Genomic DNA, 25,446 nt, shown 5'->3' with positions numbered 1-25,446 from the left:
GGCTTCAGTTCGCGGGCATGTTCGGGTCGAAGGTGAAGATCACCATCGTGCCGACGGCCAGGATCAGCACCATCGAGACGTAGAGCAGGATCTTCAGCCAGAACCGCGTGCTGTCCTTGCGCGCGTAGTCGTCGATGATGGTGCGCAGGCCGTTGCCGCCGTGGATCTCGGCCAGCCAGAGCATGGCCAGGTCCCAGAACTGCCAGAACGGCGAGGCCCAGCGGCCGGCGACGAAGCCCCAGTTGATCCGGTGCACACCGCCGTCGAGGATGTTCATGATCAGCAGGTGGCCGAGCACCAGGATGATCAGCGCGAGGCCGGAGATCCGCATGAACAGCCAGCTGTAGAGCTCGAAGTTGCTCCGGCGGGCGGCGGGACGCTTCGGCGCGCGGGGGTTCGCGAGGGCGAGGTCGGCCATGTCAGTTACCCCCGAAGAGCGTTTCGACGGTGCGCTTCAGCATGAAGTACACACCGGGGACCATCACCACGACCCAGACCACGGCGATCACCCACAGCATCGCCTTCTGCAGCTTCGGGCCCTTCGACCAGAAGTCGACCAGCATGACGCGGATGCCGTTGAGCGCGTGGAACAGCACCGCGCCGACCAGGCCGACCTCCAGGAGGTTGACGATCGGGGTCTTGTAGGTCTCGATGACCTGGTCGTAGGTGTTCGGCGACACGCGCACCAGCGCGGTGTCGAGCACGTGCACGAACAGGAAGAAGAATGTGAGCACGCCGGTGATGCGGTGCAGCACCCAGGACCACATGCCGGGGTCACCCCGGTAGAAGGTCCCCTGCCGGCGTGAGGCACCCGCCCGATCGCTCGCCCCTGCCTGCGTGGCAGTGCTCGCCGTGGTGGACATCGGTGAACGGCCTCCAACGTCTGACTATGTGCCCGGTGGCCGTGAGGTCCGCAGTCGCCGCGGAGCGGCGGCAATGCCGAGATCGAGGGTCATCGAGCCTGGATGAATCGGATGCTAGACCCGCACCCGGCACGCGGCTCACCTCCGGGTTCCTCTCTGTGATGGACCAGACACCGGCACTCCCGTGCCGCCACCCGGCGGTGTGGCGCAGCGCACTCGGTGGTGCGGCGACGCGGCCCGTCCCGGTCACCGGAGATCTGACCTCTAGGGAATCTGATATCTGATGCATTAGACCAAAAGGCTGGTGCAGTCGGTTTGTTGTTGACCAACCGACGCCTCATTCTTACTGTCGCTGCCACATACATCGGATCTCTCACGATGGGGTGACGTACTGGTGAGACGCCTCGGCCTGGTGATCGCTGTCGCTGCATTGCTTCCCGTGGCGGTGGTCACGCCCGCCCAGGCGCTGCCCGATGGACTGGCACTCACGCCACCCATGGGCTTCAACAACTGGAACACCACCGGCTGCGCGGTCGACGAGCAGATCATCCGCGACACCGCGGACATCTTCGTCGCCCAGGGCCTGAAAGCCGCCGGTTACCAGTACGTCAACGTCGACGACTGCTGGGCCGAGCCTCAGCGCGACGCCGAGGGCCGGATGCAGGCCAACAAGGCGCGCTTCCCGAGCGGGATCAAGGCGCTGGCCGACTACGTCCACTCGAAGGGCCTCAAGTTCGGCATCTACACCAGCGCGGGCACGCTGACCTGCGCGAAGACCCAGCCGGGGGCGCTCGACCACGAGGACGTCGACGCGCAGACGTTCGCGGACTGGGGCGTCGACTACCTCAAGTACGACAACTGCAACAACGAAGGACGGCCCGCGCTCGAGCGCTACACGAAGATGCGCGACGCGCTGGCGAAGACCGGTCGCCCGATCGTGTACTCGCTCTGCGAGTGGGGCGAGAACAAGCCGTGGGAGTGGGGCGCCGGCGTCGGCCACCTGTGGCGGACCACCGGCGACATCAAGGACAACTGGGCGAAGATGGTCCAGATCCTCAAGGCGAACGCGCCGCTCGCGCCCTACGCCGGGCCGGGTCACTGGAACGATCCCGACATGCTCGAGGTCGGCAACGGCGGCATGACGGCCGACGAGTACAAGTCCCACTTCTCGCTGTGGGCGATGATGGCCGCGCCGCTGCTCATCGGCGCCGACCTGCGCAAGGTGTCGCCGGCGAACTTCGACGTCCTGCGCAACACCGAGGTCATCGCCCTCGACCAGGACCGCCGCGGTGTCCAGGCGCGCGTGCTGTCCAACCAGGACGGTCACTGGGTCTTCGCCAAGCCCCTCGCGAACGGCGACGTCGCGGTCGCGCTCTTCAACGAGACTTCCGCCAACGCCACGATCGGCACCACCACGGCCGCCGTGGGTCTCCCGAAGGCCGGCGGCTACTCCGCCCGCGACCTCTGGGCCCGCCGCGACTTCCAGACCGCGGGCGGGATCTCCGCGGTCGTCCCGCCGCACGCGACGGTCGTCTACCGGGTCCACGCGGGCGGCGCGTGGCTGGGGAAGGCGCCGCTGGTGAGCACCGGCATCGAGCTGGCCTCGCCCGTGCCCGGCGTGCCGGGCGAGATCACTCCTGCCGGGAAGCCGTTCGAGGTCACGGTGTCCGCGACCGACGAAGCCCGCGTCCCGGTGTTCGACCCGCGCGTCACGCTGACCGCGCCCGCCGGCTGGCGCGTCGAGCAGTTGTCCCGGCCGCGGGCGTTCGTGCTCGGCACCGGCGACACCGCTGCGGGGCGCTGGCGGGTCACCCCGCCGGCCGGAACCGAAGGCACGACGGCGGTCCTGCGCGGCGGCGTCACCTACCGCACGCTCGGGTTCGGCCAGGTGAGCTGGGCCGGCGAGCAGCAGCTGACGGTGCCCGCGGCGCCACCCGGCGGCCCGGCCTGGGCCAGCGACCTGCGCTGGGCGGCGGAGAAGAACGGCTACGGCCCGGTCGAGCGGGACATGTCCAACGGCAGCATCCCGGCGGGCGACGGCAAGCCCCTGACGATCAACGGCGTCGTCTACCCGAAGGGCCTCGGCGCGCACGCGCCCAGCGAGGTCGTCTTCTACCTGGGTGGTCGGTGCACGACGTTCACCGCGGACGTCGGCGTCGACGACGAACGCGAGGCGACGAACAAGCAGGGCTCGGCGACGTTCGAGGTCTACGCGGACGGCGCGAAGGCGGCGTCGACGGGCGTCCGGACGTGGCAGGACCCGGCGGTGCCGCTGGCGGCGGACCTGCACGGCGCGCAGTACCTGCGGCTGGTGGTCACCGACGGCGGGGACGGCAACTCCTACGACCGCAGCGACTGGGCCGCCGCGCGGCTCACCTGCGCCTGAATGGCCGTCATCTCACAGAGTGACCGCGCCGGCCCACTCCTCGGTCGGTTCGGCACACTGAGTGACACAAAATGGCATTTCGACCGTCCCCGAGACGTCGAACCCGCCAAAAGTAGGTCTCCGCGCGGTCCGATGATCACGGGCGGTGTCCAGTCCGTCGCGCGCGAGACTGCTGAGTAAACGTTTGTGTTACGTAGCGTGCCGTTCCTATGGCGCATTCCTGTCCGTTGGGTACGGTCTGGCGGTCGACCCGGCAGCAGGCCGGGTCGTGCCCTTGACCATCCGCTGGATCAGCGGGGAGGGAGACACACGTTGCGTCGCATGCGTGGAACCGCGCTGGCCGCCGTGGCCATGGCCGGGGCGCTCGCCCTGACCGGGTGCGCCAAGGACTCGACCGGTGGGAGCAGCAACAACAGCGCCGCGCCTTCGTCCGGTGGTTCGGACTGCGTGACCGCGCAGAAGCCGCCCGCCGCGCCCGCCGCCGCGAGCAGCTCGACCGCCGCCACCGGCAAGGTCGACGGCAGCGCGCTGAAGATCGGCCTGGCCTTCGACGTCGGCGGCCGGGGTGACGCGTCGTTCAACGACGCCGCCGCCGCGGGCACCGACAAGGCGAAGTCCGACCTGGGCGTGACGACGGTCAGCGAGAGCACCGCCAGCGCCAGCGAGGCCGAGTCGGCCAAGCAGCAGCGCCTCGACCAGATGGCCTCCTCGGGCCTGAACCCGATCATCGCGGTCGGGTTCGCCTACGCGCCGTCGGTCAAGGTCGTCGCCGCCAAGTACCCGAACACCAAGTTCGCGATCGTCGACGACGACTCGATCACGCTCCCGAACGTGACGCCGCTGGTCTTCGCCGAGGAGCAGGGCTCGTTCCTGGCCGGCGTCGCCGCCGCGTACAAGAGCAAGAGCTGCCACATCGGCTTCGTCGGCGGTGTCAACACCCCGCTGATCCAGAAGTTCGAGGCCGGCTTCCTGCAGGGCGCGAAGACCGTTTCGAGCAAGATCAAGATCGAGGACGAGTACCTCACCCCGGCCGGTGACTTCTCCGGGTTCCAGGACCCGCCGAAGGGCAACGCCAAGGCCGCGGCCGAGATCGCCAAGGGCGCGGACGTGATCTACCACGCCGCCGGCGCTTCCGGTAAGGGCGTGTTCGACGCCGCCAAGGCGGGCAACGCGCTGGCCATCGGGGTCGACTCCGACCAGTACAACCAGAAGACCGTCGAGGCCGACAAGGACGTCATCATCACGTCCATGCTCAAGCGCGTCGACGTCGCGGTGTTCGACTACGTCACCGCGCTGGCCAAGGGCGACCTGACGACCCTGCCGAAGCGGTTCGACCTCAAGGTCGACGGCGTCGGCTACGCCACCTCCGGTGGCAAGGTCGACGACATCAAGGACGTCCTGGACGGCTACAAGGCCCAGATCATCTCGGGCGCGATCACCGTTTCGGACAAGCCGCAGAAGTAGCTCACAACGCGTCGGGGCTCGGAGGAATTCTCCTCCGGGCCCCTCACGCGTTTAACGAGATATGGAATTCTCCCGCCCATGAGCACTGCCGAGGCCCCGGCCGAGGCCGTCCCCGACCGGGGCGCCCCCGCCGTCCAGCTGACCGGGATCACCAAACGGTTCCCGGGTGTGGTGGCCAACTCCGACGTCAACCTCACCGTCGCCGCGGGCGAGGTGCACGCCATCTGTGGCGAAAACGGCGCCGGCAAGTCCACCCTGATGAAGATCCTCTACGGCATGCAACCGCCGGACGAGGGCACGATCGCGATCAACGGCGAAGAGGTGAGACTGCGCAACCCGCAGGACGCCATCCGCGCCGGCATCGGCATGGTGCACCAGCACTTCATGCTGGCCGACAACCTCACGGTCGGCGAGAACGTCTTCCTCGGCGCCGAGGCGCTGCACGGCATCGGCCGCGCCGCCCGTGCCCGGCTGGCGGAGCTCGGCCGGCGGACCGGCCTGCGCGCCGAGCCGGACACGCTGCTCGAAGAGCTCGGCGTCGCCGACCGCCAGCGCGTCGAGATCGTCAAGGTGCTCTACCGCGGCGCGAAGATCATCATCCTGGACGAGCCCACCGCGGTGCTCGTGCCGCAGGAGGTCGACGCGCTGTTCGCGACCGTCCGGGAGATGAAGGCCGACGGCTACACGTTCCTCTTCATCTCGCACAAGCTCGACGAGGTCCGCGCGATCGCCGACACCGTCACGGTCATCCGGCGCGGCACCACCGTCGGCACCGCCGACCCGAAGAGCATCACCTCCCGCCAGCTCGCGGAGATGATGGTCGGGTCGGAGCTGCCCAGCCCGGAGACCCGCGAGTCCACCGTCACCGACCGCGCGGTGCTGCGGCTGACCGGCCTGACGCTGGGTGCCGAGGGCTCGGACCGCAACGCGCTCGACGACGTCACCTTCACCGTGCGCGCGGGCGAGGTGCTCGGCGTCGCCGGGGTCGAGGGCAACGGCCAGACCGAGCTCGTCGAGACCATCATGGGCATGCGCAAGCCGTCCGGCGGCAAGATCGAGCTGGTCGACGCCGACGACAAGGCTCGCGACCTCACCAAGGCAGGGACGCTGGCGCGGCGCGAAGCCGGCATCGGCTACATCGCCGAGGACCGCACCCGGCACAGCCTGCTGCTCACGCAACCGTTGTGGGTCAACCGGATCCTCGGTTACCAGACCCGCGAGCCGGTCTCCAAGGGCCAGCTGCTCGACATCGCGGGCGCCCGCGCGGACACCGAGCGGATCGTGCGCGACTACGACGTCCGCACGCCGGGGATCGACGTCCCCGCCGCGGCGCTCTCGGGCGGCAACCAGCAGAAGCTGATCGTCGGACGCGAGCTGTCCGGCAACCCGGTGCTGCTCATCGCGTCGCACCCGACCCGGGGCGTCGACGTCGGTGCGCAGGCGCTGATCTGGGAAAACATCCGCCAGGCCCGCTCCGCCGGGCTCGCGGTGCTGCTGATCTCCGCCGACCTCGACGAGCTGATCGGCCTGTCCGACACGATCCGGGTCATGCTGCGCGGGCGGCTCGTCACCAAGGCCGACCCCGCCACCGTGACGCCGCAGGAACTGGGTTCGGCGATGACCGGCGCAGGAGAGGGTGACGAAGAATGACCTCCTGGCGCACAAAACTGCTGCCGCCGCTGCTGGCGATCGTCTTCGCCGTGCTGCTGTCGGCGATCGCGCTGATCATCTCCGGGGCCGACCCGCTGAACGCGTACGGCACCATGATCGGCCAGATGTTCAAGGGCTCGACCGCCGTCGACACCGTGAACCTCGCGACCGTGTACTACCTGTCCGGGCTCGCGGTCGCCATCGGCTTCCAGATGAACCTCTTCAACATCGGGGTCGAGGGCCAGTACCGGTTCGCCGCCGTCATCGCCGCCATCGCGGGCGGCGCGCTGAAGCTGCCGCCGGTCATCCACGTCATCGCGATCCTGGTGGTCGCGGTCGTGGCGGGCATGGCCTACGCGGCGGTCCCGGCGATCCTCAAGGTGACCCGCGGGGTCAGCGAGGTCATCTCGACGATCATGCTCAACGCGATCGTCGCCGGCATCATCGCCTTCCTCATCAACGCCGACCAGTTCGGCGTGCAGACCGGCAACAACATCGGCACCCGCGCCATCGAGCCCTCCGGCCGGATCCCGGGCATCCCGCTCGGCTCGGGCACGCTCTTCGGGTTCGTCTTCATCGCGGCGATCGTCGGCGGGGCCTACTGGTTCATGCTCAACCGCACGCGGTTCGGCTTCGAGCTCAAGGCGTCCGGCGAGTCGACCACGGCGGCCGCGGCCGGCGGGGTCAACGCCAAGAAGATGACGCTGATCGCGATGCTGCTCTCCGGCGGTGTCGCCGGCCTGGTCGCGATGCCGGAGCTGCTCGGCCGCGACTACTCCTACGGCATCACCGCGACCCAGATGTACGGCTTCACCGGCATCGCGGTCGCGCTGCTCGGCCGCAACCACCCCGGCGGCATCGCGCTCGGCGCGCTGCTGTGGGCGTTCCTCGACACCTCCGCGGTGTCGCTGGAGCAGATCAACGTGTCCAAGGAGATCGCGACGATCATGCAGGGCATCATCGTGCTGTCGGTCGTCGTGGCGTACGAGGTCGTGCGCCGGGCCGACCTGGCCGCCGAACAACGCAGAGTCGGCCGCGCGCTCGCCGGCAAGGCTTCTTCGGTCGCCGGGGGAGGTGCCGTCTGATGGCCGTCACCGACATCTCCCGGCCCGACGCGGGCAGCCCCGGCACGATGCCCGTGCACCGCAAGCGGTCCCGGATCCCCGGCTGGCTCCGCGGGGTCATCTGGGCCGTGATCGCCATCGCCGTCGTCTCGACGGCGTCCTACTCCACCGGCGTCGCCGCCCTGACGTCGTCGAACACCGCGTCGACGGCGCTGCGCCTGGCCCTGCCGATCCTGCTGTGCGCGCTCGGCGGTCTCTGGGCCGAACGCGCGGGCGTCGTCAACATCGGTCTCGAGGGCATGATGATCCTCGGGACCTGGGGCGCCGCCTGGGGTTCGTACAACGGCGGCGTGTGGGCCGGCCTGATCGCCGCGATCGTCTTCGGCGCGCTCGGCGGACTGCTGCACGCGGTGGCGACGGTGACGTTCAACGTCAACCACATCGTCTCCGGCGTCGCGATCAACCTGCTCGGCCTCGGCGTCACGAAGTACCTGGCGAACCTGATCTTCGCGCCGATCTCCGGCAACCCGCGGCAGTCGCCGGTGGTGCCGAAGTTCGACACCTACTCGGCGAGCGGCCTCTCGGACTGGCTCGGTGACCTGGAGAAGGAGCAGCGCGTCGGCATCTCCGACGTCGCCGGCATCCTGCGCGGCCTGGTCACCGAGGTGGCCCCGCTGACGATGATCGCGATCCTGCTGGTGCCGCTCAGTTTCTGGGTCCTCTGGCGCACGCGCTTCGGCCTGCGGCTGCGGTCGTGCGGCGAGAACCCGGTGGCCGCGGAGTCCCTCGGCGTCAACGTCTACCGGCACAAGTACATCGCGATGCTGATCTCCGGCGCGCTGGCCGGCATGGGCGGCGCGTCGCTGGTGCTGCTGCGCGGCGGGGCGGACTACCTGGAGAACCAGACCAACGGCCGCGGGTACATCGGCCTCGCGGCGATGATCTTCGGCAACTGGCGCCCGGGCGGCCTGCTCGGCGGCGCGGCGCTGTTCGGCTACGCGGACGGCCTGCAGCTCGCCGGCGGCGGCGAAGCGGTGCTCGCGCTGCTGTACGGCGCGGTGATCCTGGTCGCCGTGATCGTCGTCGTCCAGCTGTTCCGCAAGCAGTGGATCGCGGCCGGGCTCGGCGTCGTCGGCGCCGGGATCCTGTACTTGATCTACTGGTCGAACGACACGCTGCCGTCCGACCTGATCCCGTACACCGCGCACTTCGTGACGCTGATCGTGCTCGCGGTGGCTTCGCAGCGGTTGCGGCCGCCGAAGGCCGACGGGCAGCCGTACCGGCGGGGTGAGGACTGATGTCCACAGTAGACTGGGACGCTCTGCGTTCTCGGGCCATCGAGGCCGCTTCCCATGCGTACGCGCCTTATTCGGGATTGCACGTCGGGGTCGCCGGGATCGTCGACGACGGTCGCGTGGTGGTCGGCTGCAACGTCGAGAACGCTTCCTACGGGCTCGGGCTGTGCGCCGAGTGCACGATGGCCGGGCAGCTGCGGCTGTCCGGCGGCGGCCGCCTGGTCGCCGTCGCGTGCCGCAGTGGTGCCGGTGACCTGCTGATGCCGTGCGGGCGCTGCCGTCAGATCCTGTTCGAGCTGGGCGGTTCCTCCTGCCTGGTCGACACGCCCAGCGGCATCCTGCCGATGTCCGACGTGCTGCCGGACGCCTTCGGCCCGGACGACCTGCCGTGACCGGGTTCGCGGCGGTCGACGTCATCCGGACCAAGCGGGACGGCGGACGGCTCTCGGACGAGCAGATCGACTGGGTCGTCGACGCGTACACGCGCGGGGACGTCGCCGAAGAGCAGATGTCGGCACTGGCGATGGCGATCTTCTTGCGGGGTATGGACTCCGACGAGATCTCGCGCTGGACCGGCGCGATGATCGAGTCCGGTGAGCGGCTGTCGCTTTCCGTGTCCCGTCCGACGGTCGACAAGCACTCGACGGGCGGGGTCGGCGACAAGATCACGCTGCCGCTGGCGCCGCTCGTGGCCGCGTGCGGCGCGGCGGTGCCGCAGCTGTCCGGGCGCGGGCTCGGCCACACCGGCGGGACGCTCGACAAGCTCGAGTCGATCCCGGGGTGGCGAGCTTCCCTGACGACGTCGGAGATTCAGGCTCAGCTGGAGGACGTCGGCGCGGTGGTCTGCGCGGCGACGTCCGGGCTCGCGCCGGCGGACAAGAAGCTGTACGCGCTGCGGGACGTGACGTCCACTGTGGAGTCGGTCCCCCTGATCGCCAGCTCGATCATGAGCAAGAAGATCGCGGAAGGCGCGTCCGGGCTGGTCCTGGACGTGAAGTTCGGGTCGGGCGCGTTCATGAAGACGCTTGACCAGGCGCGTTCGCTGGCGTCGACGTTGACTTCGATCGGCGTCGCGCACGGCGTCCCGACGACGGCGCTGCTGACCGACATGAACGTCCCGCTGGGGCGGGCGGTCGGGAACGCGGTGGAGGTCGCGGAGTCCGTCGACGTCCTGAAGGGCGGCGGCCCGTCGGACGTCGTCGCGCTGACGGTCGCGCTGGCCCGGGAGATGCTGGCGCTCGCGGGTCTGGATGTGGATCCGGCCGCGGTGCTGGCGTCGGGCGAGGCGTACGAGACGTGGTGCCGGATGATCTCCGCCCAAGGCGGCGACCCTTCGGCGCCGCTGCCTACACCTGGTCATGTGCATGTGGTGCACGCTCCGGCATCGGGCGTGCTGGCTTCGCTGGACGCGTACGCGGTGGGCGTCGCGGCGTGGCGGCTGGGCGCGGGCCGGGCCCGCAAGGAGGACCCGGTCCAGGCCGCGGCGGGGATCTTGTGCCTGGCCAAGCCCGGTTCCCGGGTGACGGAGGGTGACCCGCTGCTGGAGCTGCACACGGACACGCCTTCCGCGGTCCCCGCGGCCTTGGCAGCCCTCGAAGGCAGCTTCATTGTCGCTGACTCGGCCCCGGAGCCGGGCCCGATCGTCCGGGAGACGATTCGCGGCACGGTGTGATGATCATCGCGAAGATGATCATCCGACTGAGTGACACCCACGGAGCTTTCACGTGAAAGCGAGCCGGAGCGTGGGACTCCACAACGAAAGAGGCCCCCGCCGGATCCCGGCGGGGGCCTCTTCGTGGGGCTGGGTTACTCCGTGGCTTCTTCCGAGCCTTCGCCCGGCTTGGCCTTCGCGTCGGCCGGCTTCGGCGCGCGGCCGTTGCGGGAGCTGCGACGCGGCTGGCGCGGGGCCGGGGGCGGCGGGGAGATCTGCTGCACCGCGGGGCCGCCGCCGAGCATCAGCTCCGCGAACGTCGCCATCGCCTCGTCGAGCTGGCCGCCGATGCGGCGGACGCTCTCGTCGTTGCTCTTGCGGACCAGCGTGTCGACCGAGTCGGTGTCCGGCTGCTTGGACAGCGTGCCCTCGACCTTGGACAGCCCGGCCTTGAGCGCGCCGTCGAGGTCGCCGATGCCGGAGAGGAAGCCGTCCTCCACCTTGTCGAGGCGGCCGGCCATGTCGTCGAGGCGGGTGGTGACCGCTTCGAGCCGGTTGCCCAGCTTCTCCAGGCGGTCCGAGGCGTCGATCATCTCGCCGGTCTCGGTCAGCGCGGTCTTGAGCGCCTCGGTGTTCGCGCCGATCCGCTCGCCGGTGACGCGGTCCAGCTCGCCGATGCGCTCCTGCGTCGTGCGGCTCAGCTCGTCGACCTTGCCCCGCAGCTCGTGGTCGGCGTGGTCGACGCGGTCGCGCAGCGACCCCTCGGCCTGCTCGATCCGCTCGCGGACCGGGCCGCTCACCGACTGCGGGATCGAGTCGAGCTTCGCGTCCTGCTTGTCGAGGTGGCTGCCGACCTCGTCGATCCGGCGGTGGATGTTCTGGAGCTTGTCCTCGAGTCCGTCCATCCGGCCCGCGACGCCCTCGAAGCGGGCGGCCATGCCGTCGAGCCGCCCGTCGAGCTGCGCGAACGGCTTGGCCAGCTTGTCGACGATGCTCTCGACGGCGCGGGTCAGCGCGGCGATCGCGTTGTCCTGGTTCTCGAGCCGGGACATCGTCTCGTCGAGGCGCTCGGCCAGGACGCTGACCTCGGTGCGGTCGGGCATCTCGGACAGCCGCTTGCGGACCGCGCCCAGCGAGTCCACCGGCGCGAGGCGGGCGTAGATGTCGTCGAGCGCGTCGAAGATCTGCTGCTGCTCGCTCTCACGCACTTCGGCCGCGCGCACCAGCATGTTGCGCATCCGGTCGAAGGACGGGGCGGCAATGTGGTTGTCAGTGGTCACTGCTGTGTGTCCTTCGTCGGCGGGGAAATGGGAGGGACGTGCCACGAAGCTTAACGATTGCGAAATTGCTGTGCGTATGGCCCCCGTGAAGCGCGTATTACGGAGGCTGCCCCCGGATGGCCGATTCGTCGCATGATCGTCAACGCTGAGCGTTGACCCGAGCCTGAGAGTTACGGCCATGTAGGGGAATGACAACGAGGTTACCGTTGGGGGATGCCTGACGAAAGCCCTGTTCTGACCAGCGAGACACTCCGCCGCGCGCCGAAGGTCCTCCTGCACGACCACCTCGACGGCGGCCTCCGCCCGGTCACCGTCGCCGAGCTCGCCGAAGCCACCGGCTATGCCGGTCTGCCCACCACCGACCCGGCCGAGCTGGGCAGCTGGTTCCGCCGGGCGGCCGATTCCGGCTCACTCGTGTCCTACCTCGAGACCTTCGCGCACACCTGCGGAGTGATGCAAACGGAGGAATCCCTGGTCAGGGTCGCCGCGGAAGCGGTGGAAGACCTGGCCGCCGACGGCGTCGTCTACGCCGAGGTGCGCTACGCACCGGAGTTGTTCGTCGAACGCGGTCTGTCACTCGATGCGGTGGTTGAAGCCGTCCAGGCGGGGTTCACGGAGGGCACACGGCGCGTGGCCGCGAACGGCGGCAGCATCCGCGTCGGGACGTTGCTCTGCGCGATGCGCCAGCACGCCCGGGCCCTCGAGATCGCGAACCTTGCCGTCCGCTACCGCGACGCCGGCGTCGTCGGCTTCGACATCGCCGGCCCCGAAGACGGATTCCCGCCGACCCGCAATCTCGACGCTTTCGAGTATTTGCGCCAGAACAATGCGCATTTCACCATTCACGCCGGCGAGGCATTCGGACTTCCGTCCATTTGGGAGGCGATTCAGCACTGCGGGGCCGAGCGGCTCGGCCACGGCGTGCGGATCGTCGAGGACGTCAAGACGGACGCGGACGGCACGGTCCACCTTGGACGGTTGGCCGCGTACGTCCGCGACCGCCGGATCCCCCTGGAGATCTGCCCGTCGTCGAACGTCCAAACAGGCACCGTGCGCTCGATCGCCGAGCACCCGATCGCGCTGCTCAAGCGGCTGCGCTTCCGGGTGACCGTGAACACGGACAACCGGCTGATGAGCGGATGCACGATGACCAGCGAATTCGCCGCGCTGCACGAGGCCTTCGGGTATGACCTCGACGACTTCCGGTGGTTCACCATCAACGCGATGAAATCCGCGTTCATCGATTTCGACGCCCGGCTCGCGCTGATCGACGACGTCATCAAGCCCGGTTACGCCGCGCTGAGCTGACGTCCGCGCCTTCGGACCGCTGCCACCCTCGCGGTGGTTGCGGTCCTTAGGCATGCCAACTATCGTTCACTATATAGGAAGCTCATCTCATAAGTTGAGACGGTGAAGACGATGGCGCAGGTCGCGAGGGGTTCGGTCGAGCAGCTGCAGGCGAGTTCACGACGGTGGCTCATCCTCGCGCTCGGCCTCGCCGCGCAGACCGCGAGCTGCTCCTTCCTCTACGGCATCCCGTTCCTGGTCCCGGTCATGCGGGACGCGGAGGGGCTGACGCTGGCCCAGGCCGGCACGGTCGTCGCGGCACCCAGCATCGGCCTGTTGTTCACCCTGATCGTGTGGGGCGCGGCTGCGGACCGTTACGGAGAGCGTCTGATCATGGCGCTCGGACTGGGTGCTTCGGGGTTACTCCTGGTGTACGCCGGGGTCGGAACTCACCCGGTCGGGCTTCTCTTTGGTGTGTTCTTGGCAGCCGGAGCGTGTACGGCTTCGGTGAACGCGGCGAGCGGCCGCGTCGTGATGGGCTGGTTCGCGAAGTCCGAGCGCGGGGTCGCGATGGGGATCCGCCAGACGGCCCAGCCGCTCGGTGTCGGCGTCGCGGCGCTCGGGCTGCCGCCGCTGGCCGCGCACTTCGGGTACCGCGCGGCCATCCTGCTGCCGGCCGGGCTCGCCATCGCCGTCGCGCTGCTGGTGGCGTGGCTGGTCACCGACCCGCCGCGGCCCCCTCGATCGGCTACGGCGGAGAAGCCGCCTTCGCCGTACCGGCACGCGACGCTGTGGCGGGTGCACGGCGCGAGCGCGCTGCTGGTGGTGCCGCAGTTCGCGGTGTCGGCGTTCGCGCCGGCGTACCTGGTGGCGGTGCAGCACTGGAGCCCGCTGGCGGCGGGCTGGTTCCTGGCGGTGGTCCAGGTGCTGGGCGCGGCGGGGCGGCTGGGGTCGGGCTGGTGGTCCGACCGCGTGGGGAGCCGGCTGCGCCCGATGCGTCAGCTGGCGGTCTTGAGCTGCTTCGTGATGCTGCTGGTGGCTTTGGGCGACGCGACGTGGCTGTGGCTGGTGTTGCTGGCCTTGGCGCTCGCGGGGATCATCACGGTGGCCGACAACGGGCTGGGCTTCACGGCATCGGCGGAGCTGGCCGGCCTGGCGTGGTCGGGCCGCGCGATGGGGACGCAGAACACGGGCCAGAACATCGCGGCCTCGCTGACGCCGCCGCTGCTTGGCCTGGTGATCGGCGACAGCAGGTACGCACTGGCCTTCTGCGTGGCGGCGGTGTTCCCGGCGCTGGCGGTGCTGGTGGTCCCGGCCCGCGCGGAGCCTCGAGACTGACCGGCTCCCGGTGTCTTGAATGACTCATTCAGGTCGCCGGAGGTCCTGAATGACTCATTCAAGACGTTCAGTCCGGGCGCACCGCGGGCCCGGACACGACGAAGGCCGCCTCCCCAACCACGGGAAGCGGCCTTCACCCGAGCAAAAATCAAGCCACCGTCAGGCGGTTCTCGAACCCCTCGACGAGCTTCCGCCAAGCGCTCTGCTCGGCGTCGAACGGCTTCGAAGGCTCGAGGCGCGTCGGGTCGGGACGCAGGACGAACGACACCAGCCAGCCCAGGCTTTCGTTGCCCGCCAGGGCCGTCTCGGCCGAGTCGTCGCCCGCCCAGTCCGCCGCGTCCGTGATCAGCTCGACCGCCAGCTCCAGCTGTGTCGGGTCGATCGCCTCGGGGCCCTCCGCGATGTCCGCGTCCAGGCCCGTCAGGACGTACGTGTTCTCGGCGTCGACCTCGACCTCGAGTTCGCCCGCCGTCGCCTTCGCCAGGACCTCGTTCCAGGTGGACACGTCGGCGAGGTCCGTGTCGCCCAGGTCCTTGCCGTCGGCCAGCGCGCGGGCGAGGGCCTTCTCCGACGTGAACACGTCGATCTCGCCCTCGCTGCCGAGGAACACCGGCGCGTCGTCGAGGTAGCAGCGCAGCGTGTAGTACTCCGCGCCGGACGTGATGATCTTGATCGGGTCGATGCCGACCTCGGCCCAGAAGCCGACCGGGGCGTCGTCCTCGTCTTCGGAGTCTTCGTCCGAATCGGCGTCGATGGCTTCGAGGTCCTCTTCACCCTCGGCGCCGGCCTCGGCCTCCGCGGACTCCTCGTGGAACGCCGCCAGCTCCTCGGCCGTCTGCTCCAGCACCTTCTCGTCGACGTCCGGCGCGGTCACCAGGCCGTCGATCGCGTCGAGCACGGTGTCCCACTTCTGCGACACCGTCTCGGACAGGTCGTTCCAGACCTGCACGCCGACGCTCCCGGTGAACGGGAGGGTGCCCTGGTCGAGCAGCGAGAAGCCCTCGGTCGAGTCGAGGATCTCGTGCACCTCTTCGAGGTCGCAGACGTCGGCGAGCGAGCGCACGATGCCGACGATCTCGGCCAGCTCCGCGATGTGCCAGATGTCCGGCTCTTCGGCGACGAGCTCCGGCACGCCGACGAGGTCGTAGGTGTGGTCCTCGTCCGGGATCAGCTCGGGCACGTTCAGCGACGGCACGGCGTCCCACGCCGGGTGGTCGAGCAGGTCGTGCCGCTCGGACGTGCGGACGAAGGCGGCCAGGTGAGCGGCGTCCGGGAAGGCGTACAGGTCGTCCTCGTCGCCGAGGAACGCTTCCCACTCCTCGCCGTCTTCCCGCCAGCGCGGGGCCCACAGGGTGACGACGTCGCCCTGCGGCAGCCCGAGTTCGATCGGGATGATGTCCTGTGCCATTCCTAAACCCTCCGGATTACCGCCCGTGTGCGCGCGAGACCGAATGTATCCCCCGGTCGATGCGCGGTAACGCGAAGCCTACGGGTTTACCACTCGCGATGCGATCGCCCCTGCCGACTTTGCGACGAGCGGATGGCACGATGGACTCCTGATGACTCTCACAGACCTCCTGCCTGCGGATCCCGACCCCGACGCCCTCTTCGAAGCCTTCACGACCTGGACGGCCGATCGGGGCATCGAGCTGTACCCGGCGCAGGAGGAGGCGGTGATGGAGGTCGTCTCCGGATCGAACGTCATCCTCTCGACGCCGACCGGCTCCGGGAAGAGCCTCGTCGCCGTCGGCGCGCACTTCACCGCGCTCGCCCAGGGCCGCCGCAGCTACTACACCGCGCCCATCAAAGCCCTGGTGTCGGAGAAGTTCTTCCAGCTCATCGAGATCTTCGGCGCCGACAGCGTCGGCATGATGACCGGCGACTCCAGCGTCAACCCGGACGCGCCGATCATCTGCTGCACGGCCGAAATCCTGGCGAACATCGCGTTGCGGTTCGGCGCCGAGGCACCGGTCGGGCAGGTCGTCGCCGACGAGTTCCACTTCTACTCCGAGCCCGACCGCGGCTGGGCGTGGCAGGTGCCGATCCTGGAGCTGCCCAAGGCCCAGTTCGTCCTGATGTCGGCGACCCTGGGCGACGTGTCCTTCTTCGAAAAGGACCTCACCCGCCGCACCGGCAAGCCGACCGCCGTCGTCACATCAGCGCAGCGCCCGGTGCCGCTGACCTTCCGGTACGCGCTCACCCCGCTGCACGAGACGATGTCCGAGCTGCTCAACGGCGGTCAGGCGCCGGTCTACGTCGTGCACTTCTCACAGGCCGCGGCCATCGAGCGGGCGCAGACGCTGATGAGCATCAACGTCACGTCCAAGGCCGAGAAGGAAGCCATCGCCGAGCTGATCGGCGACTTCCGGTTCGCCGCCGGGTTCGGCAAGACGCTCTCGCGGCTGGTCCGCCACGGCATCGGCGTCCACCACGCCGGCATGCTGCCGAAGTACCGGCGGCTGGTCGAGACGCTCGCGCAGTCGGGGCTGCTGAAGGTGATCTGCGGGACCGACACCCTCGGCGTCGGGATCAACGTACCAATCAGGACAGTGGTCTTCTCGGCGCTCACCAAGTACGACGGCGTCCGCCAGCGCCACCTCAAGGCGCGCGAGTTCCACCAGATCGCCGGCCGGGCCGGGCGCGCGGGCTACGACACCGACGGCTACGTCGTCGTGCAGGCGCCCGACCACGTCGTCGAGAACGCGAAGGCCCTGGAGAAGGCCGGCGACGACCCGAAGAAGAAAAAGAAGATCGTCCGGAAGAAGGCGCCGGAAGGCTTCGTCAACTGGACCGAGAGCACGTTCGACCGGCTCATCGCGGCCGAGCCCGAGCCGCTGACGTCCAGCTTCAAGGTGACGCACTCGATGCTGCTCAACGTGATCTCGCGGCCGGGCAACGCGTTCGACTCGATGCGCCACCTCCTGGAGGACAACCACGAGGACCGGGCGTCGCAGCGCAAGCTCATCCTGCGCGCCATCGCGATCTACCGCGCGCTGCTCGCCGCCGGCGTCGTCGAACGACTGTCCGAACCGGACGAGCAGGGCCGGATCATCCGGCTCACCGTCGACCTGCAGTTCGACTTCGCGCTCAACCAGCCGCTTTCGCCGTTCGCGCTGGCCGCGATCGACCTGTTCGAGCTGGAGTCGCCGAGCTACCCGCTCGACGTCGTGTCCACTGTGGAATCCACTGTGGACAACCCGCGGCCGGTGCTGTCGCAGCAGCAGTTCAAGGCGCGCGGCGAGGCCGTGAACGCCATGAAGGCCGAGGGCATCGAGTACGACGAGCGGATGGAGCTGCTCGAGAACGTCTCGTACCCGAAGCCGCTGGAGGAGCTGCTGCAGGGCGCGTTCCACAGCTACCGGCAGGGCCACCCGTGGGTCGACGACTACGAGCTCTCGCCGAAGTCCGTGGTGCGCGACATGTACGAGCGCGCGATGAACTTCGTCGAGTACATCGGGTTTTACCAGCTGGCCCGGTCGGAAGGGCTGGTGCTGCGCTACCTCACGGACGTCTACGACTCGCTGCGCCACACGGTGCCGGACGAGGCGAAAACCGAACCGCTGCAGGACCTCATCGAATGGCTCGGCGAGCTCGTCCGGCAGGTCGACTCCAGTCTCCTCGACGAGTGGGAAGCGCTGCGGCACCCCGACGAAGAAGGTCCGGTGTCGACGCGGCCGCCGGAGCTGCCGCCGGCCGTCACGCGCAACGAGCGCGCGTTCCGCGTCCTGGTGCGCAACGAGCTGTTCCGCCGGGTCGAGCTGTTCGCGCGGCGCGCGTGGAACGTGCTGGGCGAGCTGGACGCGGCGTCCGGCTGGGACGCCGAGGCGTGGGAAGACGCGATCGAGGACTACTTCGAGGAGTACGACACGCTGGGCGCCGGCGCGGACGCGCGCGGGCCCGCGCTGCTGCTGATCGACCAGCAACCGGACGTGTGGAAGGTTCGCCAGATCTTCGACGACCCGGCGGGCGACCACGACTGGGGCATCAGCGCGGAGATCGACCTGGCGGCGTCCGACGATGCGGGCATGGCCGTGGTGCGGGTGACCGAGGTGGGCGCGCACTAGCTGTGGTGCCCACGCCCGGCGAGTACGGGACCGACGCCACCGCCATCGAGTACGGCCTCTGATGCTCAGCCGGCGGGCGCGAGGATCGCCTGCGCGTCTTCGCCGGCGAACCACAGGCCGATGACGAACGCCGCGGTGGCTTCCAGCAGCGCGGCGCGGTCCAGGCCGCCGCCGTGCATGGGTTTGGCGCCGACGTCCCGGACCAGCGTGCTCACCGCTTCCAGCGCCGCCGGGTCGTCGCCGCACAGGGGGACCGCGAGGGTCCGGGGCGGGTTCCGCCAGATGTCCACGTGGGCCAGGTTGAACGCCTTGACGACGTGGGCTTGCGTGGCGATCCGCGACGCCACCGGGGTGCCGGTCAGGCCCGGGTGGTTGGTGCAGTCCACCAGGACCTTGCCGGCGAGCGGGCCCGCCTCAGCCAGTACCTCGCCGATCGCTCCGGCGGGGATCGCCAGGAGCAGCACGTCGGCCGCCGACGCCACCTCGCGCCAGGTGCCGCTGGACGCCCCGAGCCGTGCGGCGAACGGCTCCGCGCCGGACCGGCCGGCCACCGTCAGCTCGTGCCCCGCGCACGCCCAGTGCGCGCCGAGCGCCTCGGCCATCCCGCCCGTGCCGAAGATCCCGATCCGCATGCGTCCTCCTTGTGCTTGGCTGTACGAGCACGACGGTAGGGACCCGGGAAGGAACCGAACAGTAACCATGGACTTCCTCGCCGACTGCCGGACGCGGCTCGCCTTCGACCTGGTCGCCAACACCTGGAACCCCGTGGTGGTGTGGGCCCTGCGCGACGGCCCCCGCCGGCACGTCGACCTCCGGCGCACGATCGGCGGGATCAGCGCGAAGGTGCTCACGGAAACCTTGCGGCGCCTGGAGTTCGACGGTCTCGTCGAACGTCGCGAAGTGGCGTACGCGCTGACGCCGCTGGGGATCACGTTGCTGGGGCCGATCGAGGGGTTCGGGCAGTGGGCCGCCGAGCACGGCGACGACGTCGTCGCCGCTCAAGACCGAGCACGATCAGCATGACCAGGGACAACGCGGGCAGCGGGTAGCCGACGAGGATTCCCGCGACGACGTCGACCACGGGCGCGGCGATCCCGGCGGTGAACACCCAGGCCGGCGCGGTCGGCGGCTTCGCGGCCGGGGACCACGACGTCTTCTTCCCCGGCTTCGCGATCGAGAGCCACGCCTGGAACGACAGCGCGCTCGCCATCAGCGACGCGCCGATGATCTGCGTCCCCGTGGCCGTGGCGGTGTCCGCGGACTCCCGCAGCGCGGGGGAAAGCAGGAAGATCCCCGCGTAGAGCTGGACGAAGGTCAGGACGAACTTCGTCAGCACCCACCAGTGCCGGAAGTAGCCCCACGCGGTCGCCCCGGCGAGGAGAAGGCCGGTGAACGCGGAGACGTTCGCCATCGGCGCGAGCAGGACGGAGTCGAGCCGGTCGGCCATCGACGTCGCGGCCGCGTTCGGCGTCGTGACGGCGAGGGACATCAGCACGACGAGGGCAAGGGCCTGGCTCATCCAGGCGACGGACGAAACGACGTGCAGCCAGACGACGGCTTGGCGCCAACGGGGAGAAGTCTTCACGCGGTCCAGGCTCGCCGAGCGGCCGCGACGGCACATCGGGCGCGACCCGGGTTTCGTCCCGGAGCCGGGGTGGCGCCGGCTGCACCCGCCGGAGTACGGCACCGGACGGGTCGTACCGCCGGGGGAGTAGGGCCGGAACCCGGAACTCGCGTGATCAGCGACGGAACTCGCGTGATTGAAGCCGGAACTGGCGTGATTGAAGCCGGAACTGGCGTGATGGGACGGGCATCTCGCGTGATTGAGCGGGCATCTCGCGTGATTGGCGGCGCATCACGGTCAGTGCGGCGGGTTTTTGGCTGCCAGGGCCAGTAGCGGGACCGCGGCGGCCGCGTCGGTGATCAGGGTCGAGACCATGCCGGACCGCAGGACCGCGTCCACCGCCGCCGCTTTCGGCCGGCTGTAGCCCAGGGCGATCACCTCCGGTACCGCCGTCAGCTCCTCGTGGCTGATCGCCAGCACGTGGTGCGCCAAGCCCGTCGACAAAGCGTTTCCGGAAGCGTCGAACAGCCGTGCCGCGACCTCCGCCGTCGCGCCGCGGGCCGCGATCGCCGCCCGCTCGGCCTCGTCCAGGGCGTCGTACACCGTCGACTCGCCCGGCTGCCACGCGCCGATGCTGACCACCGCCTTGGTCAGGTGGCGGAACTGCCCGAACGTCTCCGCGATGCCCGGCTGGCGCCGCAGCGTCTCCGTGGTCCGGCGGTCCGGCAGCACCAGCGGGCCGAAGATCGGGTACGCGTCGCCGCCGGACACCGCCGTCACGCGGCTGACCGTCTCCACCGAGCGGCCGCGCATGTCCATCCCGGCCTGCACGCCGCAGAGCTGGACGATCGGGCACCGCGGCAGCGCCCGGATCGCCTCGGTCATCGCGTTCACCGACCGCGCCCACGAGAGCCCGACGACGTCGGTCGGGCGGACGATCTCCTCCAGCAACCGGGCCGCCAGCGTCCCGATCTTGGCCCGGACGACCTCCCGTGGTTCGCGCTCGGGTGAGCGTTCGAGCACCAGCGCCTGCTTCAGGCCGTAGGCCGAACGGACCTCGTCCGACAGCGCGAGGTCCACCGGTGCGGGCAGCGAGAACTCCACTCTCACCAGGCCGGACTCCATGGCCGTGTCGAGCATGCGAGCCACCTTGAACCGGCTGACGCCGAACTCGTCGGCGATCTCCAGCTTGGAGCGTCCCTGCACGTAGAAGCGCCGGGCGATGGTGGCCAGCTGCATCGCTTCGGTCAGCGACGGCGACTTCTTGGACGCGCTCATATGAGCACTATAGCCCGAAATCTGCCCGAAAGGTTGACGTAACACCGAGGTCAGTCCTGTAATGCCTTCACATGTTCTCGACGCCATAGGTCACCGCTGCTCATATGAGCGCGAGAAAGGGGCAAGGCATGCGTGCCGCCATCGTCGACCGGCCCGGTGAGATCAGGGTCGGCGAGGTGCCCGATCCGAAACCCGGAGAACGCCAGGTCGTCGTCAAGGTCGGAGCGTGCGGGATCTGCGGGACCGACCTGCACATCGCGGACGGGCACTTCCCGCCCACGCCGTATCCCATCGTCCCCGGGCACGAGTTCGCCGGGGAGATCGTCGAGCTCGGCGCGGACGTGCCGGGCGAGTGGAAGGTCGGCGACCGCGTCGCCGTCGACCCGTCCCTGTTCTGCGGCTACTGCGGCCCGTGCCGCGCCGGCCACGGCAACCTCTGCGCGAACTGGGGCGCCACCGGCGACACCGTCAACGGCGCCTTCGCCGAGTACGTCGCCGTCCCGTCGTCCACCTGCTACCGCATGCCCGACTCGATGACCTGGGAACAGGGCGCGCTGGTCGAGCCCGTCTCCTGCGCGGTGCACGGCGTGCGCCGCGTCGGGGTCGAAGCCGGAGAGCGCTTCCTCGTGGTCGGCGCCGGCACCATGGGCCTGATCATGCAGCAGCTGCTGCAGCGTTCCGGCGCGCAGGTCACGGTCGTCGACCGCAACGAGGCCCGGCTGCCGAGGGCCACCAGCCTCGGCGCCGTCGCCACCGCGTCGGATGTCGGTGAGCTGAACGGCGAGAAGTTCGACGTCGCCGTGGACTGCACCGGCGCCGCCCCCGCCATCGAAGCCGCGTTCGACTCGATCCGCCGCGGCGGCCGGCTGCTCGTCTTCGGTGTCGCACCGGCGGAAGCCCGCGTCGCGCTTTCGCCGTTCCGCATCTACAACGACGAAATCACCATCGTCGGCTCGATGGCCGTGCTGCACAGCTTCGGCACGGCGCTCGACCTCGTCGGCAACGGCGCGATCGACACCGGCTCGCTGCTCACGGACACGCTGCCGCTGGAGCAGTACCCCGAGGCGCTCGCCAAGATGCGCAGCGGCTCGGGCCTGAAGGTCCAGGTACTCCCGGGAGGCGGCCGTGCGTAAGCTCCTCACCCTCTTCGCCGCGACGTCCTTGCTGGCCACCGGCTGCGCCGGGGCCGGCTCGGTCGGCACCGGCGGAAGCACCCTCGTCATCGCGATCGTGTCCAACCCGCAGATGAAGGACGCGATCTCCCTCGCGCCGGAGTTCGAGAAGGCCACGGGCATCAACCTGAAGTTCGTCTCGCTCCCGGAGAACCAGGCCCGCGCCAAGATCACCGCGTCGACCGCCACCGAGGGCGGCGAGTTCGACGTCGTCATGATCAGCAACTACGAGGCCCCGCAGTGGGCGGCCAACGGCTGGCTCGAGAACCTCGAGCCGCACATGGCGGCCACTCCGGGCTACGACGAAGGCGACTTCATCCCCAGCATCAAGCAGTCGCTGTCGTACCAGAACCAGATGTACGCGGTGCCGTTCTACGGCGAGTCGTCGTTCCTGGCCTACCGCAAGGACCTCTTCGACAAGGCCGGGATCAGCATGCCGGCCAAGCCGACCTGGCAGCAGATCGCCGACTACGCCGCGAAGCTCGACGACAAGGCCAACGGCGTCGCCGGCATCTGCCTGCGCGGCAAGCCCGGCTGGGGCGAGAGCCTCGCGCCGTTCACCACGGTGGCCAACACCTTCGGCGCGCAGTGGTTCGACAAGGACTGGAACGCCAAGCTGACGTCGCCGGAGTTCAAGGAAGCCGCGAACTTCTACGTCAACCTGATCCGCGACCACGGCGAGGTCGGCGCCTCCAGCGCCGGGTTCTCCGAGTGCGGCACGCGCTACACGCAGGGCAACGCGGCGATGTGGTACGACGCCACGGTCATGGCGGGCACCAACGAGGACCCGTCGAGCAGCAAGATCGTCGGCAAGTCGGGTTACGCGCCGGCCCCGGTCGTCAAGACGCAGGCCAGCGGCTGGCTCTACACCTGGGCGCTCGGCATCCCGAAGGTCGCCAAGGACAAGGACGCGGCCTGGAAGTTCATGGCCTGGATGACCGACAAGGCGTACGTGCAGAAGGTCGGGACGACCTACGGCTGGAACCGCGTCCCGCCGGGCGTGCGCCAGTCCACGTACGACATCCCGGACTACGCCAAGGCCGCGCAGGCCTACGCGAAGCCGACTTTGGACGGCATCGCGGACGCGAACCAGCAGAAGGCCATGGCGAACCCGGTGCCCTACCCCGGCATCCAGTTCGTCGGCATCCCCGAGTTCCAGGACCTGGGCACCCGGGTGAGCCAGCAGCTGTCGGCGGCGATCGCCGGCCGCGAGTCGGTAGACGACGCCCTGAAGCAGTCCCAGGACTACGCCCAGACCGTGGGCGACTCCTACAAGGCGGTGCAGTGATGTCCACGCTCTCCGTAGACACGCCCAAGTCCCAGACGCACGCGAAGGCCGAGGAGAAGAAAGGCCTGAGCACCGCGGCCAAGCGGCGCCTGCCGCTGCTGCCCGCGCTGATCTTCGTCATCGCGGTGACGCAGCTGCCGTTCCTGCTCACCGTTTTCTACTCGTTCCAGTCGTGGAACTTGGTCCGGCCGGGCTCGCGGCACTTCGTCGGCCTCGACAACTACATCGACGTCTTCAGCGACACGACGTTCCTGGTCGCGCTGCTCAACACGGTGCTGCTGACCGTGGTGTGCGTGCTGGTCGCGCTGCTGCTGGGCCTCGGCCTGGCGATCCTGCTCGACCGGAAGTTCTTCGGCCGCGGCGTCGTCCGGACGCTGCTGATCACGCCGTTCCTGATCCTGCCGGCGGCCGGCGCGCTGCTGTGGAAGACGACGGTGTTCGACCCGACCTACGGGTTGCTGCACTTCGTCTTCGGCACCGACACCGATTGGCTTTCGCAGTTCCCGCTGGCGTCGGTGATGGCGCAGATCGTGTGGCAGTGGACGCCGTTCATGATGCTGCTCATCCTGGCCGGCCTGCAGAGCCAGTCCAAGGAGGTGCTCGAAGCGGCCTCCGTGGACGGTGCGAGCCGGTGGCGCACGTTCGCCTCGATCACGCTGCCGCACCTGTCCCGGTTCCTGCAGCTGGCGACGCTGCTGGGCGCGATCTACATCGTGAACAGCTTCGACGCGATCTTCCTGATGACGCAGGGCGGTCCGGGCGTGGCCAGCACCAACCTGCCGTACTACATCTACCAGCGCGCGTTCGAAGGCTTCGACGTCGGCCAGTCGTCCGCCATGGGCGTGATCGTCGTGATCCTGACGATGATCGTCGCGACCTTCGCACTGCGCTTGATGTTCCGCACGTTCTCGGTGGACGGAGGCATCAAATGACCACCCTCGAGACGCGTCCGTCGGCGGCCACCACCGCCCCTCCGGCACGCAAGCCGAAGCGCAAGGCCGGCCCCGGTGTGCTCACGGCCGTCACCTGGATCATCGCGATCCTGTTCGTCTTCCCGCTGCTGTGGATGATCCTCACGGCGTTCAAGCAGGAAGCCGACGCCTACACCGACCCGCCGAAGCTGTTCTTCAGCCCGACGTTCGACCAGATCGCGAACGTGCTGAAGGGCGGATTCCTGCCCTACGTGTCGAACTCCGCGTTCGTCACGGTGCTCTCGACGCTGCTGGTGCTGCTGCTCGGCATCCCGGCGGCGTACGCGCTGTCGCTCGCGCCGGTGAAGAAGACGTCGAACGCGCTCGGCTTCTTCCTCTCGACGAAGATGCTGCCGATCGTGGCGGCGATCATCCCGCTGTACATCATCTCCCAGAACACCGAGCTGCTGGACACGGTGTGGGCCCTGGTCGTCCTGTACACGTCGATGAACCTGCCGCTGGCCATCTGGATGATGCGGTCGTTCTTCCTGGAAGTGCCGCACGAGATGATCGAGGCCGGTCGGATCGACGGCGCGAACCTGCCGACGCTGCTGCGCAAGATCATCATGCCGGTGGTCGCGCCCGGGATCGCGGCGACCGCGCTGATCTGCGTCATCTTCTCCTGGACCGAGTTCTTCTACGCGGTCAACCTGACGGCGGCGCGCGCCGGCACCGTGCCGGTCTTCCTCGTCGGGTTCATCACCAGTGAGGGCCTGTACTGGGCCCAGCTTTCCGCCGCCGCGCTGCTGGCTTCGCTGCCGGTGATGATCGTCGGCTGGATCGCGCAGAACCACCTCGTCCGGGGTCTGTCGATGGGAGCGGTGAAGTAGT

22 protein-coding genes are annotated in these 25,446 nt (G+C 69.3%); 15 read left to right on the top strand and 7 right to left on the bottom strand.

The genetic code is table 11. From position 1 onward, the window contains the following. Positions 1-4 precede the first annotated feature (4 nt). On the bottom strand, positions 5-418 hold the full coding sequence (locus tag AB0M59_RS36185; RefSeq protein WP_247060758.1) for a succinate dehydrogenase hydrophobic membrane anchor subunit: 414 nt from the start codon (positions 416-418) through the stop codon (positions 5-7). A gap of 1 nt (position 419) precedes the next feature. Then, positions 420-863: a succinate dehydrogenase, cytochrome b556 subunit gene (gene sdhC, locus AB0M59_RS36180; protein WP_364624432.1), complete on the bottom strand. Its 444-nt coding sequence runs from the start codon at positions 861-863 to the stop codon at positions 420-422. 394 nt (positions 864-1,257) lie between these two features. Between sdhC and AB0M59_RS36175 the strand changes: the two genes are divergently transcribed. The 7 genes from AB0M59_RS36175 (at position 1,258) to AB0M59_RS36145 (ending at position 10,394) form a co-directional block, all read left to right on the top strand. Beyond that, positions 1,258-3,249, top strand: coding sequence for an NPCBM/NEW2 domain-containing protein (locus AB0M59_RS36175; protein WP_364624430.1), 1,992 nt, complete (start codon positions 1,258-1,260; stop codon positions 3,247-3,249). 321 nt (positions 3,250-3,570) lie between these two features. Continuing rightward, complete coding sequence (locus AB0M59_RS36170) at positions 3,571-4,713, top strand: BMP family ABC transporter substrate-binding protein (RefSeq protein ID WP_364624428.1); 1,143 nt, start codon at positions 3,571-3,573, stop codon at positions 4,711-4,713. A 78-nt stretch (positions 4,714-4,791) separates the two neighbouring features. Continuing rightward, a complete protein-coding gene (locus AB0M59_RS36165; RefSeq protein WP_364624426.1) occupies positions 4,792-6,363 on the top strand; it encodes an ABC transporter ATP-binding protein in 1,572 nt (523 codons plus the stop codon). Further along, a complete protein-coding gene (locus AB0M59_RS36160; protein WP_364624424.1) occupies positions 6,360-7,448 on the top strand; it encodes an ABC transporter permease in 1,089 nt (362 codons plus the stop codon). The genes AB0M59_RS36165 and AB0M59_RS36160 overlap by 4 nt, the downstream gene beginning before the upstream one ends. Next, the gene (locus AB0M59_RS36155; protein WP_364624422.1) at positions 7,448-8,725 is read left to right on the top strand and encodes an ABC transporter permease; all 1,278 of its coding nucleotides are present in this window, start codon (positions 7,448-7,450) and stop codon (positions 8,723-8,725) included. The genes AB0M59_RS36160 and AB0M59_RS36155 overlap by 1 nt, the downstream gene beginning before the upstream one ends. After that, positions 8,725-9,114 carry a cytidine deaminase gene (locus AB0M59_RS36150; protein ID WP_364624420.1) on the top strand — a complete coding sequence of 130 codons (390 nt, stop codon included), beginning with the start codon at positions 8,725-8,727 and terminating at the stop codon, positions 9,112-9,114. Before AB0M59_RS36155 ends, AB0M59_RS36150 begins: the two co-directional genes overlap by 1 nt. Further along, on the top strand, positions 9,111-10,394 hold the full coding sequence (locus AB0M59_RS36145; protein WP_364624418.1) for a thymidine phosphorylase: 1,284 nt from the start codon (positions 9,111-9,113) through the stop codon (positions 10,392-10,394). Before AB0M59_RS36150 ends, AB0M59_RS36145 begins: the two co-directional genes overlap by 4 nt. 134 nt (positions 10,395-10,528) lie before the next feature. On the opposite strand, the gene AB0M59_RS36140 is transcribed toward AB0M59_RS36145, so the two are convergent. After that, positions 10,529-11,653, bottom strand: coding sequence for a PA containing protein (locus AB0M59_RS36140; RefSeq protein ID WP_364624416.1), 1,125 nt, complete (start codon positions 11,651-11,653; stop codon positions 10,529-10,531). Positions 11,654-11,866: 213 nt separating this feature from the next. Here AB0M59_RS36140 and AB0M59_RS36135 point away from each other — a divergent pair, with 213 nt between their 5' ends. Beyond that, on the top strand, positions 11,867-12,961 hold the full coding sequence (locus AB0M59_RS36135; protein WP_364624414.1) for an adenosine deaminase: 1,095 nt from the start codon (positions 11,867-11,869) through the stop codon (positions 12,959-12,961). Between the two features lie 111 nt (positions 12,962-13,072). Then, positions 13,073-14,278: an MFS transporter gene (locus tag AB0M59_RS36130; protein ID WP_364624551.1), complete on the top strand. Its 1,206-nt coding sequence runs from the start codon at positions 13,073-13,075 to the stop codon at positions 14,276-14,278. A gap of 148 nt (positions 14,279-14,426) precedes the next feature. Here the strand turns inward: AB0M59_RS36130 and AB0M59_RS36125 are convergent, their stop codons facing one another. Then, positions 14,427-15,686 carry a primosomal protein gene (locus AB0M59_RS36125; RefSeq protein WP_364624412.1) on the bottom strand — a complete coding sequence of 420 codons (1,260 nt, stop codon included), beginning with the start codon at positions 15,684-15,686 and terminating at the stop codon, positions 14,427-14,429. Between the two features lie 151 nt (positions 15,687-15,837). Here AB0M59_RS36125 and AB0M59_RS36120 point away from each other — a divergent pair, with 151 nt between their 5' ends. Beyond that, entirely contained in the window at positions 15,838-18,342 is a 2,505-nt protein-coding gene (locus AB0M59_RS36120; protein ID WP_364624410.1) for a DUF3516 domain-containing protein, read from the top strand. Positions 18,343-18,407: 65 nt separating this feature from the next. Here AB0M59_RS36120 and AB0M59_RS36115 read toward each other — a convergent pair whose 3' ends face one another. Continuing rightward, a complete protein-coding gene (locus AB0M59_RS36115; protein WP_364624408.1) occupies positions 18,408-18,974 on the bottom strand; it encodes an NAD(P)-binding domain-containing protein in 567 nt (188 codons plus the stop codon). 67 nt (positions 18,975-19,041) lie between these two features. Between AB0M59_RS36115 and AB0M59_RS36110 the strand changes: the two genes are divergently transcribed. Next, entirely contained in the window at positions 19,042-19,365 is a 324-nt protein-coding gene (locus AB0M59_RS36110; protein ID WP_364624406.1) for a helix-turn-helix domain-containing protein, read from the top strand. Here the strand turns inward: AB0M59_RS36110 and AB0M59_RS36105 are convergent. Together AB0M59_RS36105 and AB0M59_RS36100 are read right to left on the bottom strand one after the other, a co-directional pair. Beyond that, positions 19,271-19,927 carry a hypothetical protein gene (locus AB0M59_RS36105; protein WP_364624404.1) on the bottom strand — a complete coding sequence of 219 codons (657 nt, stop codon included), beginning with the start codon at positions 19,925-19,927 and terminating at the stop codon, positions 19,271-19,273. The genes AB0M59_RS36110 and AB0M59_RS36105 overlap by 95 nt on opposite strands. A gap of 276 nt (positions 19,928-20,203) precedes the next feature. Beyond that, complete coding sequence (locus AB0M59_RS36100; protein ID WP_364624402.1) at positions 20,204-21,184, bottom strand: sugar-binding domain-containing protein; 981 nt, start codon at positions 21,182-21,184, stop codon at positions 20,204-20,206. A gap of 128 nt (positions 21,185-21,312) precedes the next feature. On the opposite strand from AB0M59_RS36100, the gene AB0M59_RS36095 reads away from it, so the two are divergent. The 4 genes from AB0M59_RS36095 to AB0M59_RS36080 are packed head-to-tail and all read left to right on the top strand — an operon-like array spanning position 21,313 to position 25,445. Further along, on the top strand, positions 21,313-22,317 hold the full coding sequence (locus tag AB0M59_RS36095; protein ID WP_364624401.1) for a zinc-dependent alcohol dehydrogenase family protein: 1,005 nt from the start codon (positions 21,313-21,315) through the stop codon (positions 22,315-22,317). Beyond that, positions 22,310-23,644: a sugar ABC transporter substrate-binding protein gene (locus tag AB0M59_RS36090; RefSeq protein ID WP_364624399.1), complete on the top strand. Its 1,335-nt coding sequence runs from the start codon at positions 22,310-22,312 to the stop codon at positions 23,642-23,644. The genes AB0M59_RS36095 and AB0M59_RS36090 overlap by 8 nt, the downstream gene beginning before the upstream one ends. Next, the gene (locus AB0M59_RS36085; RefSeq protein WP_364624397.1) at positions 23,644-24,576 is read left to right on the top strand and encodes a sugar ABC transporter permease; all 933 of its coding nucleotides are present in this window, start codon (positions 23,644-23,646) and stop codon (positions 24,574-24,576) included. The genes AB0M59_RS36090 and AB0M59_RS36085 overlap by 1 nt, the downstream gene beginning before the upstream one ends. After that, the gene (locus AB0M59_RS36080) at positions 24,573-25,445 is read left to right on the top strand and encodes a carbohydrate ABC transporter permease (RefSeq protein ID WP_364624395.1); all 873 of its coding nucleotides are present in this window, start codon (positions 24,573-24,575) and stop codon (positions 25,443-25,445) included. The genes AB0M59_RS36085 and AB0M59_RS36080 overlap by 4 nt, the downstream gene beginning before the upstream one ends. The last annotated feature ends 1 nt before the right edge of the window (position 25,446 follow it).

Origin of the sequence: Amycolatopsis sp. NPDC051371, assembly GCF_040682155.1 — a bacterium.
GTDB lineage: Bacteria > Actinomycetota > Actinomycetes > Mycobacteriales > Pseudonocardiaceae > Amycolatopsis.
This window is presented reverse-complemented; position numbering and strand designations above follow the sequence as displayed.